The following is a 14,766-nucleotide window of genomic DNA, read 5'->3' as shown; positions in this document are numbered from 1 at the left end:
ATAATATAGATTAAAAGGGTTTCAATACATGACACCTTTTTGGGAGGGAAATATGAAAAAAACGGAACGAATAAATGATATGCTTATTTTCTTAAATAATAAAAGATATTTTAATTTAAAAGATTTAATGGTTAGATATGATATTTCTAAAAGTACCGCTTTGCGAGATATTCAATCATTGGAAGAAATAGGTGTACCCATATATTCTGAATTGGGTAGAAATGGAAGTTATAAAATTATAGAAAATAGTGTTTTATCGCCAATTTATTTTAGTGTGGATGAAATGTATGCCTTATATTTTTCAATTCTTACGCTAAATGGATACAAGACAAAACCATTTAATGTAGAAAGTATTGCGCTTGAAAATAAATTTAAACATGTATTACCTGATAATGCGAGTAAAAATATTTCAATTATGGAACGAACGCTTTCCTTTGAAGTAACAAATCATAGTAATTTTAGTCCGTTCTTAAAAGAAATTTTACAGGGGATTTTTGCTGAGCGAGTTTATCATTTAACATATTTAAAAAAAGGTGAGGAGAAAGCATTGGTTGCCCAATTTATTCGAATAGAATCTAAATTTGGCCAGTGGTATGCTAAAATCTTTAATTTTGAGACGAATAATGTTCAAATAATTAGATGTGATAAAATTCTTTCTATTGTGGAAACGAGCAATATTAATCCAAAAAATCTTGAAGAATTATTAAGTTATCTTACTACTTTTCACAGAAAGCCGGATGCAATTAATTTTAGCGTCATTGTTAATCAAAAAGGAAAAGACATTTTTGATAAAGAGAATTACCCTTCCATGAGGATGCAAAAGGAAAATGAAAATTACATTATAACAGGCTATTTTAACAAGCAAGAATTTGATTTTATTTCAAATTATTTTCTGAATTTCGGTGAAACGATTATTTCAATTCAGCCTGTTATGCTAAAAGAGTTAATCTATAATAAGGTGTTATCTATAAAGAAGCATTTAACTTCTTTAAGATAAAGTTAGTTTTAGACATTTTTTGATATGAAAAAGCCCTTGCGATTTAAATATCCAAAGGGCTTTTTGGTAATTCTATTTGTTCTTTAGAAAAATTATTTTTCTGGGACGGAGAGTCCATAAAAGAACATCGTAACGATATCTTGTATATGTTTTTCACGATCTCCTTCAAGAAGTTGTGCTCCAAATTCATCACCTAATTTTGTAAACATTTGAATGTAAAGTAACATCATTTCTTTAGTAAGGTGAGGATTAATTTCGTTTTTGCGCTGCGCTCGTTCTAATATTTCTAAATACCAGGGCAGGATTTTTTCATTTTGATAACTATAAATAAACTTCCGGAGTTCTTCGTCCCTTTGCATTATTTGTAGTAACATATCAGGTTGAAATAACCCGCCAGTATTCATTTTTCTTACAATCATTTTTTGCATCATATCATGAAAAGGTAATTTTTCTTCTGCAAGCTCTTTATAATATTGAAATTCAGATATGATAAATTCTTGTATAAGCTCCCTAAATAACGCATCTTTACTTCCGAAATGATTATAAATTGTAACTTGAGAAACGTTCGCTTCTTTTGCGATATGTTCTATTTTCACTTCATTAAATCCACGTTCTGAAAATAATACGAATGCTGCTTCTTTAATGGCACGTTTTTTCTTTTCTTTTACTCTTTCAAATCCGTTCAATGCAATCACCTCACTTAAAATATACAAGAAAAAATAATGGAAAACAATAATTTTGAAATATGGACTAATAAATATTTCAAAAAGTTGTTGCGAATATGAAAGATGAGGAGTACAATGATTTTGAAATATCACATATTAAATATTTCAAAAAATGAGGTGGAATTATGATTTCAGTTCAGGATGTCACAAAACAGTTTTCGAATGGAAAAGGTTTGTTTCATATTACATTTGATGTAAAAGAGGGAGAAGTATTTGGTTATTTAGGACCGAATGGTGCCGGGAAATCAACGACGATTCGTAATTTAATGGGATTTATAAAACCGACAGCTGGTAAAGCGACAATTTTTGGATTAGATTGTTGGAATGAAGCAGCGAAAATTCAAAGGGAAGTTGGTTATCTACCGGGTGAAATTTCTTTTATTGAAGGAATGAACGGATTAGAGTTTTTAAAATTAATGCAAGGAATGCGTGGATTAAAGGATACGACAAGACGAGATGAACTGATAGATCGTCTGCAATTTGATGTGAAAACACCGATTCGCAAAATGTCTAAAGGAATGAAGCAAAAAGTGGGGATAGTTGCTGCATTTATGCACGATCCAGAGGTGTTAATTTTAGATGAACCAACATCTGGACTTGATCCACTTATGCAGCAAGTATTTATAGAATTAATATTAGAGGAAAAGCAAAGAGGAAAAACAATCCTAATGTCATCACATATTTTCACTGAAATTGAGCGTACGTGTGATCGAGTAGCGATTATTAAAGATGGTCGACTCGTAACGGTTGAAAATATTCACGATTTACAAAGTATGAGACGACAGGTAATAGATGTAACCGTATCATCGCAAGAAGAGATTGAATCTCTTACAAAGTGTAATTTGCAATTTGAAGTGGTAAAAGGTAGAGAGGCATCTATCATTGTACAAGGAAACTATCAAACTGTTTTACAAACAATTTCAAACTATAATGTAACGGCACTTCAAACGAGAGCGATGGATTTAGAACATTTATTTATGCATTATTACGATAAGAAAGAAGGGGTAACGCATGAATAAGCAATTATTTTTAGCTAGTTTGAAAGAAACACAAAAAAATATTTTGAGTTATGCGTTTGGTGCGGCTTTATATTTGTGGTTATTAATTTGGATATTCCCGTCAATGGTATCAGCGAAAGGGCTAAATGAACTAATAGCTGCCATGCCTGATAGTGTGAAAAAAATCGTTGGTATGGAAAGTCCGATTCAAAACGTAATGGATTTTTTAGCTGGTGAATACTATAGTCTATTGTTTATTATCATTTTAACAATTTTTTGTGTAACAGTTGCAACACATTTAATTGCTCGTCATGTAGATAAAGGAGCAATGGCATACTTGTTAGCAACACCTGTATCTAGAGTGGAAATTGCTATTACACAAGCTGCTGTTCTCATATTGGGACTTCTGATTATTGTATCTGTTACGTATGTAGCTGGGTTAGTAGGTGCAGAATGGTTTTTACAAGATAATAACTTAAATAAAGAATTATTTTTGAAGATAAATGTAGTCGGAGGGCTCATATTTTTAGTCGTTAGTGCGTATTCATTTTTCTTTTCTTGTATATGTAATGACGAAAGAAAGGCACTAAGTTATTCAGCGAGTTTAACTATCTTATTTTTCGTATTGGATATGGTAGGTAAATTAAGTGATAAGTTAGAGTGGATGAGAAGTCTATCATTATTCACGCTGTTTCATCCGAAAGAAATTGCTGAAGGAACGTATAATATATGGCCGGTAAGTATAGGTTTAACTGCTGGAGCACTTTGTATTTTCATAGTAGCAATTGTAGTTTTTAAGAAGAGGGATTTACCGTTGTAAAGTAGAAAGTCCACTGAGAAAGTGGGCTTTTTTTATTTGTAAATTAAATCTAGTATGTTTATTACATAACACTTATAAAGGATATTTGTCTTTTTATTTACAAAAATATTCAAAAAAATGAACCTTTTCCTAGGTTCCTACGTCTAATACATGTAAAGTTAAATTTGAAGTGAGGATGAAACAGGAGGAGCAATTGTGAAAGTAATCCCTTTATATAAAATGATTATAAAAGAAGAAACCGATGTTTCTTTAGCGAAAAAAGGCGATCATGAAGCCTTTATAACGCTTATACATACAGAAAAAGTGAAGATGTATCGAATAGCAAAGGCGATGTTACGTGATGAGACAAATATAGAGGACGCGATACAGACAACAATTTTAAAAGCTTATGAAAATATAAAAAAACTAAAAAAAGAAGAGTTTTTTCAAACTTGGTTAATTCGAATTTTAATGAATGAGTGTAACAATATTATTAGAGCGTATAAAAATGTAATTGTGACAGAAGAGAATGATTACAATATGAGTGCGTGTGATCAGTATGAAGATATAGATTTGTATAATGCGATTCAATCGTTACATGAAGAATTAAGAGCTGTTACGGTGCTTTATTACTATGAAGATATGAATCAAGATAGTATTGCGAAGCTGTTAGAAATACCGAAAGGAACAGTGAAATCAAGATTATCGCGTGCGAGGGAACAACTACAAAAACGATTAAAGATGGAATAGGGGGTGTAAAGGGTGGATAGTGAAAAATTATTTGATGAGAAATTAAAAAAGAGAATAAAAAATGAAAATGTTATAGTACCTCCAGAGTTAAATGAGAAGATTAATGGTACACTACATAATCTTCAGGTAAAAAAGAAGAGTTACAAAATCCATATGATGATAATTAGTGCAGCGGTTTGTATACTTTCAGTGGTATCTATGTCTGAGTTTTCTATACAAAGTTTCGCGCAAAACGGTGGAGTATTTGAATATGTAAAGAAAAAAGCGTTTTCTGATTATGAAAATGAAGAAGAAATAAAATCAAATGTACATTATCCAGATAAAGAAAAGATTCATCAAAAGATGCTAGATTCTATTGATTATTTTAAAAATAGTTCAGGACAATTTGAGGAATATTCTAGCTCATCAAGAATTGCTACAACATATAAGTATGCAATTGATACGGAAAAACAAAGAGGTATCTCTTCGAAAGAAGATAAACTAGCGAAAAAACGAACAATTATATATAACGAGGGCAAGAAAAAAGAGTTTGATGATGAGAAGTATACCTATAAAGAGACAAAATGGAACCCGAAAGAAAGAAACAATGAATTATTAAAGTTAAATCCTACGGAAAGGTTATTGAGAAAATCAGGTGAAAAAAAGCGATATGATGATGAATATGTAGGACTAGCGAAATATAGTATTCAATCAGAATTCGCAGATTTGTTAATTCGATATAAAGATTGGAATTATAAAGAAACGAAATATCTTGGATTAGATTGTTACAAAATTGAAGGAGTCATCAATATAGAGATGCCTGTTAGCACCTCTGAAGATTTAAGAGGGAAATTCGAAATGGTTGTGGAGAAAAATACAGGGATTATGTTGAAATTTCTTAGTTTTCAAGAAGGCTTGATTCAATATTCACTTACGACAGAATGGATACAAATAGATAAGGGATTGAAAGAAAGTATGTTTCAAAAGGATAGCGCTAAATATGAAAAACATATTGGATGAATAGAAACAGGAGGAGAGTAAATGGGGAATCATTCATCTTTAAGGGAAGAGAAAAATAAGCAAAAATATAAAAAGAAAACGATAATAAGTTTACTACTAGCGGTATTGCTATTTGGTGGAATTGGCTATGGAGCCTATGTATATATGAAAACTTCTAGTCTCGTACAAAAATCTAATTTGAATTTAGCACGAGGTGAAAAATCCAATTTACGTGAGAAATCTGTAAAGCCAATTGCAAATCATGTTTCACTTTTAATTATGGGAATTGATGAAAATCAAGAACGACAAAAGGAGTATAATGGTGCATTTCATACAGATGCATTATTGTTAGCGACTTTTAATAAAGACGATAAAACAGTGAAATTAACGAGCATACCGCGTGATACATATACATACGTTCCAGTTGAAAAGAAAAAAGATAAAATAACCCATGCATATGGAAGTGGTTTCGTTAAAAATGGTAAAGATGGAGGACCGCAAGCTTCTGTGGAAGCGGTAGAAAAATTGTTACAGGTGCCCGTTGATTATTTTGTGAAATTTAATTTTGGTTCCTTTACTAAAATTGTTGATGGGTTAGATGGTATTGAAGTAGATGTCCCAGTTGAATTTACGGAGCAAAATAGTAAAGATGAACCTGATGCGATTCATTTGAAAAAAGGATTGCAAAAATTAAATGGGGAAGAAGCACTTGCACTAGCAAGAACGCGCCATATTGATAGTGATGCGATGAGAGGGCAGAGGCAACAACTTGTTATTGAATCGATTTTAAGTAAATTAAAAAGTGTAGGATCGATTACGAAGCTAGAAAAAATAGTTGAGGCAGTTGACGACGATTTTAAAACAAACTTAGTAATGGATGATATTTTATCTTTTTATAAATACGGTTTAAACGGTTCAGTTGAAAAAATACAACTAGCTGGTGATGATTTATATTTACCTAATGGTCCAAATGGGCAACGTGTATATTATTATAATCCTAATAAAAAAGATTTGCAGAGTTTGAGTAATACTCTTAGAACACATCTAGGGTTAAGTGAAAAGCAAATTGAGGAGAATTAAAGCAGACGTAATGTCTGCTTTTTATTGTGTATAATAGTATGTCATTTATTTTTAAATGTTATATACTATTTTCAAATTAAAGATAATAGTGTAACATAAAATTGTGGTTTAAGTTAAATAGCAAGGGGGCTATCACATAGAATAAATGTTATTGCTTAACATAGTTTGGGAGAAATGAAAATACAGGGGAGTAGCAAAAATGAGAATTGCAAAGAATTTAACATTCCAAGTTATTGTGGCCATTATTTGTGGTATTGCAGTAGGGGCAATTTGGCCGAGTGTTGGACAACAAATGAAGCCAATTGGTGAAACATTCATCAATATGATTAAAATGGTTATTGCACCGATTATCTTTTTAACAATTGTGCTCGGTATTGCAAGTATGGGAAGTATGAAAAAGGTAGGCCGTGTTGGTGGGAAGGCACTATTATATTTTGAAATTGTTACAACAGCGGCTTTAATTATTGGTATCATCGTAGCGAATGTTGTGCGTCCCGGAGACGGATTAGATCCCTCAAAACTAAAGGGCGGAGATGTTTCGCAATATGTACAAAGCGGACAAGAAATGAAATGGATGGATTTCTTTTTACATATCGTGCCGTCTAACATGTTTGAAGCATTCGCCAAAGGTGATATTTTACAAGTTCTGTTCTTCTCCATTTTATTCGGCGCAGGGTTAACGATGTTAGGGAAAAATGGACAACCGGTTATTGACTTTTTTGAAAGATTATCGAAAGTATTTTTTAACATTTTATCAATTGTAATGAAATTAGCACCGGTTGGAGCATTCGGTGGGATGGCATTTACAATTGGGAAGTATGGTTTAAGCACGCTCATACCACTTGGCAAATTAATGATTTGTGTATATGCGACAATGGCATTATTTGTTTTTATTGTTTTAAATTTTATTTGTAAACTGTACAAATTTAGTTTGTGGAAATATTTAGCTCACATTAAAGAAGAATTACTCATTGTTCTCGGGACATCGTCATCAGAATCAGTACTGCCGCGAATGATGACAAAGATGGAAGACTTGGGATGTTCGAAGCCAGTAGTAGGTTTAGTCATTCCGACAGGATACTCATTTAATTTAGATGGAACGACAATTTATTTATCGATGGCTACTATATTTTTAGCTCAAGTCTTTCATGTCGATCTTTCACTAGGTCAACAATTAACTATAATAGCTATTTTATTAGTTACATCTAAAGGTGCAGCAGCAGTAACTGGTGGAGGTTTTATTGTGCTAGCATCTACTTTATCTGCAATGAATGTTATCCCATTAGAAGGTTTAGCGCTATTACTTGGTGTAGATCGTTTCATGTCAGAAGCACGTGCTATCGTTAATTTAATTGGTAACGGTATTGCAACTGTAGTTGTTGCAAAAAGTGAAAATGAATTTGATGATGAGAAGTATACGAAAGTAATAGAGGAAATGAAAAGAGAAAAAATAGCCGGGTAAAAAGTCAGTTTTGCTGACTTTTTTTATTTTTGTAGGAAAGGAGTTTCTAAAAATATACATTATTTATTAACAAGAGCTCATAGATATTTAATGTGTAAATATGATAAATACCATTAAAGTGGTACATTTATATGAAAGAGAAATAGAATTTGAAGATCATATGGAATTTTTATGAATATTACTGTAAGAAAATAATTTTTTAAAAATTTTCAATAATAATACTTTACAAATTTTAAAAAATTAGTAGAATAAGAAGTAGTAAGAATCGTCTGATAAATATATAGAGAAAAACAGAATTATCAGAAAATTCTTGAATAGCTATCGTTTAGAATTAGGGAGGGTACAGAAAATGAAAAAGAAACAAATGAAAAAACTAACAGCAGTTGTAGCACCGGTTTTAGCAATGAGCATGGCGTTAACAGCATGTTCTACATCAGGTGGAGATAAGAAGACAAGCACAAATTCTAGCTCTGGTGGAGATAGTAAGTCAGGGGAAAAATTAGCAACGAAACAAGTGCTGAATCGAACAGTAACACAAGAAATTCCAACTATGGATTCTTCTAAATCAACTGATACAGTATCTTCACAAATGCTTGGTAATACGATGGAGGGTTTATATCGTCTTGATAAAGACAATAAGCCGATTCCAGCAGCGGCAGAATCTAGTACGAAAAGTGAAGATGGTAAAAAATATACGTTCAAACTACGTAAAGATGCAAAATGGTCAAATGGAGATCCAGTAACTGCAAAGGATTTCGTATATGCTTGGCAACGTCTGTTAGATCCAAAAACGGCTGCTGAGTATGCATTTATTGCATTCCCGATTAAAAATGCAGAAGTAGTAAATAAAGGAGAAAAACCTGTAACTGAATTAGGTGTGAAGGCGGTAGATGATCTTACACTTGAAGTTGAGTTAGAGCAAGCGGTACCGTACTTCTTAAATTTAGTAGCATTCCCATCATATTATCCATTAAACGAAAAGTTTGTTAAAGAAAAGGGCGAGAAGTTCGGTTTAGAGGCTGATACAACTGTCTATAACGGACCGTTCGTTCTTAAAGATTGGAAGCATGAACAAGGATGGCAATTAAAGAAAAATGATCAATATTGGGATAAAAAGACTGTAAAACTTGAAGAAGTTAACTTTAGTGTTGTTAAAGAGGCTGCAACTTTAGTCAATCTATATGATAGCGGTCAAGTTGACTTTGCTTTATTAAATGGAGAGTTCGTTGATAAATATAGAAGCAAGAAAGATGAATTTGGCACATATTCACAAGTGAGTACGTATTTCATTCGTATGAACCAAAAACGTGATGGACAAGACACGCCATTAAAGAGCAAAAAATTACGTGAAGCAATTGCGCTATCAATTGATAAAAAGAATTTAGCAAATGTAATTTTAAATGATGGATCAAAAGAAGCTGACTTCTTAGTACCAAAAGGATTAGCAACGGGACCAGACGGTAAAGATTTCCAAGAAACATTTAAAAACGGTTTGAAACCAAATCCTAAAAAAGCTGCTGCAGCTTGGGAAGAAGCGAAAAAAGAACTTGGAAAAGATCAAGTTACAATCGAATTCTTAAACTACGATACTGGTAATGCGAAAAAAGTTGGCGAATATATTAAAGATCAGATTGAGAAAAACTTAAAAGGTGTAACAGTTAATATTAAACTTCAACCATTTAAGCAAAAACTAAAATTAGAAACTGAACAACAATATGATATTTCGTATGGCGGATGGAATCCGGATTATGCAGATCCAATGACGTTCTTAGATATGTTTGAGACTGGACATTCACATAACCAAATGAGCTTCTCTGACCCTAAATATGACGGCATGGTGAAAAAAGCTGGGACGGAATTAATGAGTGATGCGAAAAAACGTTGGGAAGAGTTAGGAAAAGCTGAAAAAACATTACTTGAAGAAGATGTAGCGATTGTACCTTTATACCAACGTGGAGATTCTTATGTTTTACAACCAAATGTAAAAGGTGTAGTAAAACACAATATCAGTCCAGAATTCAGCTTTAAGTGGGCATATGTAACTGAAAAATAATAGAGTTGAAAAAGCATTTAAAAGTGGCTTAGCTACTTTTAAATGCTTTTTTTGTGAGCTTAAAATACTAATTTTTAGCATGGTTAAATAGAGGAGAATAAGGTGTATAGTATGTACATATAGTAGATGGGAGATAAATCCTACTAAAAAAATCAGAATATTTAAAATAAGAATATTTGCAATTAGGGAAAAAAGAGTAGAATGACATTAGTTGTAATCTTCTAAAAAAAGTCTTTAGTAAGGGGTCTCTCAAGGGTTGGTAATGTACATATAATTAGGGAGGGTACAAAAATGAAGAGAAAAAAATGAAAAAGTTAACGGCAGTTGTAATACCAGTTTTAGCGATGAGTGTTGCATTGACAGCATGTTCTGGATCAGGTGGGGAAAAGAAAACGACTACTACATCAAATAGTGGGGAAGAAAAAAATCTGATATTAAATATGCAGCGAAACAAGTATTAAATCGTACGGAAAACCAAGAAATTCCGACGATGGATACTTCTAAATCTACTGATACATTAGGTGCGCAAATTTTAGGGAACACGATGGAAGGCCTATATCGCCTTGATAAAGATAATAAGCCAATTCCAGCAGCGGCAGAGTCTAGTACGAAAAGCGAGGATGGCAAAAAATATACATTTAAACTACGTAAAGATGCAAAATGGTCAAACGGTGATCCTGTAACAGCGAAAGATTTCGTATATGGATAGCAACGCTTACTTGATAAAAATACAGCGGCAGAATATGCGTTTATCGCTTTCTATATTAAAAATGCAGAAGCAATTAATAAAGGTGAAAAACCTCTAACAGATTTAGGAGCAAAAGCGGTAGATGATTATACACTAGAAGTAGAATTAGAAAAGCCAGTACCGTATTTCTTGAATTTAATGGCATTCCCATCGTACTATCCTTTAAATGAAAAGTTCGTAAAAGAAAAAGGAGATAAGTTCGGTTTAGAAGCAGATACAACGTTGTATAACGGACCGTTCGTTATGTCTTCATGGAAACATGAACAAGGTTGGCAGCTAAAGAAAAATGATAAGTACTGGGATAAAAAGACTGTGAAATTAGAAGAAATTAACTATAGTGTAGTAAAAGAGGTTGCAACGAAAGTAAACTTATATGATACAGGATCAATTGATTTTACATTACTATCAGGAGAGTTTGTAGATAAATATAAATCGAACAAAGAAGAATATGGTGAGTATGCGGAATCAAGTACATTCTTCTTACGTTTAAATCAAAAACGTAACGGAAAAGATACGCCTTTAAAGAGCAAAAAACTTCGTGAAGCAATTGCATTATCAGTTGATAAAAAAGGCTTAGCGAACGTTATTTTAAATAACGGTTCAAAAGCAACAGATCAATTAGTACCAAAAGGGCTTGCGACAGGGCCTTATGGTGAAAATTACCAAGATGCATTTAAAAATGGTCTAAAATATGATCCGAAAAAAGGTGCAGCAGCTTGGGAAGCAGCGAAAAAAGAACTTGGAAAAGATCAAGTTACAATTGAATTGCTAAGCTATGATGATGGAACTGCGAAAAAGATTGCTGACTATGTAAAAGATCAAATTGAGAAAAATTTAAAAGGTGCAACAATTAATACGAAAATTCAGCCGTTCAAACAAAAATTAAAATTAGAAACTGCGCAAGATTATGAAATTCCTTATGCAGGTTGGAGTCCAGACTATGCGGATCCAATGACATTTATTGATATGTTTGAATCGAAGAGCCCGTACAACCAAATGAGTTATTCAAATCCAAAATACGATGAAATGGTAGGAAAAGCAGGTAATGAATTAATGAGTGATGCGAAAAAACGCTGGGAAACGTTAGGGAAAGCTGAGAAATTATTCCTTGAAGAAGATGCAGGGTCAGTTCCTTTATATCAAACAGGAAGATCGTACGTAATGAAACCGAATGTAAAAGGAATTGTGAAACATAACATCAGTTCAGAATATAGCTTTAAGTGGGCGTATGTAACTGAGGATGGCGGAAAAAATAAAGTGAAATGCTTTTTAGTATGTATAAGGGAATAAATCTCGTTAGCCTATTGAGAATCGGATAGGTAATAAAGAAGGTTCTATCCGAGGAAATTAGAGAGGTCAGTAAGTAGTAAGAAAGATGAATGATAGTAAGAGACCTCATGCTAATAAGAAAAATATAGAACGTAGTAATAGAGTGGAATAAGGGAATGGATGTTTACATATAGTAGACGGGGGATAATTCATATAGTAGTTAAAACAACAAGTTACTATCATAAAAAAATAAATTTTTAGAAAATTTACAAAAATACTTTACAAAACTAGAAAAAACAGTAGAATATTAATTAATAAGAATTTTCTGATAACGAAAGTTAGTAGGGAATCTCTAAATGTTAATAGCGTACATATAATTGGGGAGGGTACAAAAATGAAGAGAAAAAAGATGAAAAAATTAACAGCGGTAGTAGCACCAGTTCTAGTAATGAGTATGGCATTAACAGCTTGCTCTGGATCTGGGGAAAAAGATAAAGCAAGCACAACACCAAAAAGCGGTGAAAAAGAAGGCGGAAAGCTAGCGGCGAAGCAAGTGCTTAATTTAACAGAGTCTCAAGAGATTCCATCTATGGACTCTGCTAAAGCGACAGACCAAGTATCGTTTCTCGCTTTAAACAACGTAATGGAAGGTTTGTATAGACTTGATAAAGATAATAAAGCAACACCAGGGGTTGCTGAATCATATAAAAAGAGTGATGACGGTAAAAAATATACATTTACATTAAATAAAAATGCAAAATGGTCAAATGGAGAGTCTGTAACAGCAAAAGATTTCGTGTTTGCTTGGAAACGTGCGATAGATAAAAATACAGCAGCAGAATATGCATACATTATGTTTGATTTAAAAAATGCACAAGCGATTAATGAAGGAAAAGCTGAACTAGATACGTTAGGAGTAAAAGCTGTAGATGACTATACGTTAGAAGTAGAATTAGAAAATCCAGTTCCTTACTTTGTAGAATTAACTTCATTTGGAACATTTTATCCATTAAACGAGAAGTTTGTAAAAGAAAAAGGAGAAAAGTACGGTTTAGAAGCAGATACAACGTTATACAACGGACCATTTACATTAACAGACTGGAAACATGAAGAAGGTTGGAAGTTAAAGAAAAATGCACAATACTGGGATAATAAAACAGTTAAGTTGGAAGAAATTAACTTTAATGTGGTAAAAGATAGCGGTACACGTGTCAATTTATATGAAAGTGGACAAATTGATCGCTCAGGACTTACATCTGAATTTGTTGACAAATATAAATCAAGCCCCGATTTCTTTACACAAAAAACACCGTCAACGTACTTCTTACGCTTAAACCAAAAACGTGGTGGGCAAGATACAGTGCTAAAGAGCAAAGATTTACGTTTAGCGATTGCAAAAGCGTATGATAAAAAAGGCTTAACGAATGTAATTTTAAATGATGGTTCTACACCTGCAGATTACTTAGTACCAAAAGAATTTGCTAAGAGCCCAGATGGAAAAGACTTCCGTAAAGAAAATGGAGATATTTTAAAAACAGATGTGAAAAAGGCAAAAGAGCATTGGGAAAAAGCGAAAAAAGAACTTGGAAAAGATGCAATTACAGTAGAACTATTAAACTATGATGGTGATGGTGCGAAAAAAGTAGGAGAATTCTTAAAAGGAGAACTTGAGAAAAACTTACCAGGCTTAACAGTGAATTTGAAAAACCAGCCATTTAAACAAAAGTTAAAATTAGAATCAGATCTAGATTATGATTTATCTTACGCTGGTTGGGGCCCTGACTACTTAGATCCAATGACATTCATTGATATGTTCGTTACAAATGGTCCTCATAACCAAACAGGATATTCAAATCCTAAATATGATGAAATTGTGCAAAAAGGTAAAGGCGAGCTATTAACGAAAACGAAAGATCGTTGGGATAGCTTACTGAAAGCGGAGAAAATGTTACTGGAAGATGCAGCAATTGCACCATTATATCAACGTGGTGATGCAATTGTTCAAAGAGCAAAAGTAAAAGGAATTGTTCACCACCCAGTTGGTGGAGATTACAGCTACAAATGGGCATATATCGGTGAGGAAAAATAAGCTGAGGGGGCGCGTGATGCGCCCTTTTTTTATGCACTTTTCATTCTTCCTTGAATATATAAAATAAAAAAGGGAGAATCCCATGGAACGAAATACTTACATCGATTTCTTAGCTTATTACGGAATAGGAAGTGCTCATCCTGGTGGTTTTACGTTAACAAAACAATTGCTAGCACAACTGCCTCTTAGACAAGGAGCGGATGTCCTTGAGATAGGTTGTGGTACAGGGAAAACAGCGGCTTACATGACAAAAGAATTCGGTTATAAAGTAACAGCGGTTGAAAAGAATGAAATTATGATTCAAAAAGCGAAAGATAGATGGTTGTTTGAAAGATTGAATGTACAATTGATTCAAGGTGATGCAGAGCGATTACCTTGTTTAAATGATTCATTTGAGTTTGTGCTTGGGGAATCGATACTCGCTTTTACAGATAAAGAAAGGGTTATATCAGAGTGCTATCGTGTATTACAGAAGGATGGTAAGCTTGTTGTCATTGAAATGATTATTAATACACATATTGAGAAGAGTGAGGAAGAAAAAATTGCCCAATTATATGGCATGAAAGAATTATTAACTGAGAATGAGTGGGTACAACTATTTCAGAAAGCAAATTTCAAAAGAATTACAATTGCTGGCGGTGGTACAATTGCAGAAACGATATCTAGCTATATAGAAGAGCCGGAATGGAATGTATCAACATATATTCCGAATGAGTTATATGAGGCATGGGTACAGCATGAAAATGTACGGCTTATGTACCAACATATTTTAGGGCATCGTATTTTTATATGTGAAAAATAAAGAAAAAGAGTTGGCT

At 32.9% G+C, this 14,766-nt stretch carries 11 protein-coding genes and 1 pseudogene; 11 read left to right on the top strand and 1 reads right to left on the bottom strand.

All coding sequences use genetic code 11. The features are described 5' to 3' along the window. The first annotated feature begins 28 nt into the window (after window positions 1-28). Window positions 29-997, top strand: coding sequence for a helix-turn-helix transcriptional regulator (locus tag AC0ONG_RS16385; RefSeq protein WP_000187492.1), 969 nt, complete (start codon window positions 29-31; stop codon window positions 995-997). A gap of 92 nt (window positions 998-1,089) precedes the next feature. Here the strand turns inward: AC0ONG_RS16385 and AC0ONG_RS16380 are convergent, their stop codons facing one another. Then, window positions 1,090-1,692, bottom strand: a complete 603-nt coding sequence (locus tag AC0ONG_RS16380) for a TetR/AcrR family transcriptional regulator (protein ID WP_003279377.1) — start codon at window positions 1,690-1,692, stop codon at window positions 1,090-1,092. Between the two features lie 155 nt (window positions 1,693-1,847). On the opposite strand from AC0ONG_RS16380, the gene AC0ONG_RS16375 reads away from it, so the two are divergent. The 10 genes and pseudogenes from AC0ONG_RS16375 (at window position 1,848) to AC0ONG_RS16330 (ending at window position 14,750) form a co-directional block, all read left to right on the top strand. Then, window positions 1,848-2,741, top strand: a complete 894-nt coding sequence (locus AC0ONG_RS16375; RefSeq protein ID WP_000626571.1) for an ABC transporter ATP-binding protein — start codon at window positions 1,848-1,850, stop codon at window positions 2,739-2,741. Further along, the gene (locus AC0ONG_RS16370; protein ID WP_001041417.1) at window positions 2,734-3,540 is read left to right on the top strand and encodes an ABC transporter permease subunit; all 807 of its coding nucleotides are present in this window, start codon (window positions 2,734-2,736) and stop codon (window positions 3,538-3,540) included. The genes AC0ONG_RS16375 and AC0ONG_RS16370 overlap by 8 nt, the downstream gene beginning before the upstream one ends. Before the next feature lie 195 nt (window positions 3,541-3,735). Next, a complete protein-coding gene (locus tag AC0ONG_RS16365) occupies window positions 3,736-4,269 on the top strand; it encodes an RNA polymerase sigma factor (protein ID WP_000864724.1) in 534 nt (177 codons plus the stop codon). Between the two features lie 12 nt (window positions 4,270-4,281). Further along, window positions 4,282-5,268 (top strand): hypothetical protein, encoded by a 987-nt coding sequence (locus AC0ONG_RS16360; protein ID WP_000376636.1) that lies wholly within the window; start codon window positions 4,282-4,284, stop codon window positions 5,266-5,268. A gap of 21 nt (window positions 5,269-5,289) precedes the next feature. Next, the gene (locus AC0ONG_RS16355; RefSeq protein WP_000526731.1) at window positions 5,290-6,327 is read left to right on the top strand and encodes an LCP family protein; all 1,038 of its coding nucleotides are present in this window, start codon (window positions 5,290-5,292) and stop codon (window positions 6,325-6,327) included. A 199-nt stretch (window positions 6,328-6,526) separates the two neighbouring features. Continuing rightward, a complete protein-coding gene (locus AC0ONG_RS16350) occupies window positions 6,527-7,789 on the top strand; it encodes a dicarboxylate/amino acid:cation symporter (RefSeq protein WP_001216974.1) in 1,263 nt (420 codons plus the stop codon). 349 nt (window positions 7,790-8,138) lie between these two features. Then, the gene (locus AC0ONG_RS16345; protein WP_016077387.1) at window positions 8,139-9,842 is read left to right on the top strand and encodes a peptide ABC transporter substrate-binding protein; all 1,704 of its coding nucleotides are present in this window, start codon (window positions 8,139-8,141) and stop codon (window positions 9,840-9,842) included. Window positions 9,843-10,147: 305 nt separating this feature from the next. Continuing rightward, window positions 10,148-11,880: pseudogene (locus AC0ONG_RS16340) on the top strand (peptide ABC transporter substrate-binding protein). Window positions 11,881-12,253: 373 nt separating this feature from the next. Next, window positions 12,254-13,948 (top strand): peptide ABC transporter substrate-binding protein, encoded by a 1,695-nt coding sequence (locus AC0ONG_RS16335; RefSeq protein WP_016077389.1) that lies wholly within the window; start codon window positions 12,254-12,256, stop codon window positions 13,946-13,948. Window positions 13,949-14,030: 82 nt separating this feature from the next. Next, complete coding sequence (locus AC0ONG_RS16330) at window positions 14,031-14,750, top strand: class I SAM-dependent methyltransferase (protein WP_000440865.1); 720 nt, start codon at window positions 14,031-14,033, stop codon at window positions 14,748-14,750. Window positions 14,751-14,766: the final 16 nt, after the last annotated feature.

The organism is Bacillus sp. TCT6 (assembly GCF_056033845.1).
The sequence above is the reverse complement of the archived record's forward strand: the minus strand, read 5'-3'. Positions and strand labels throughout refer to the sequence as shown.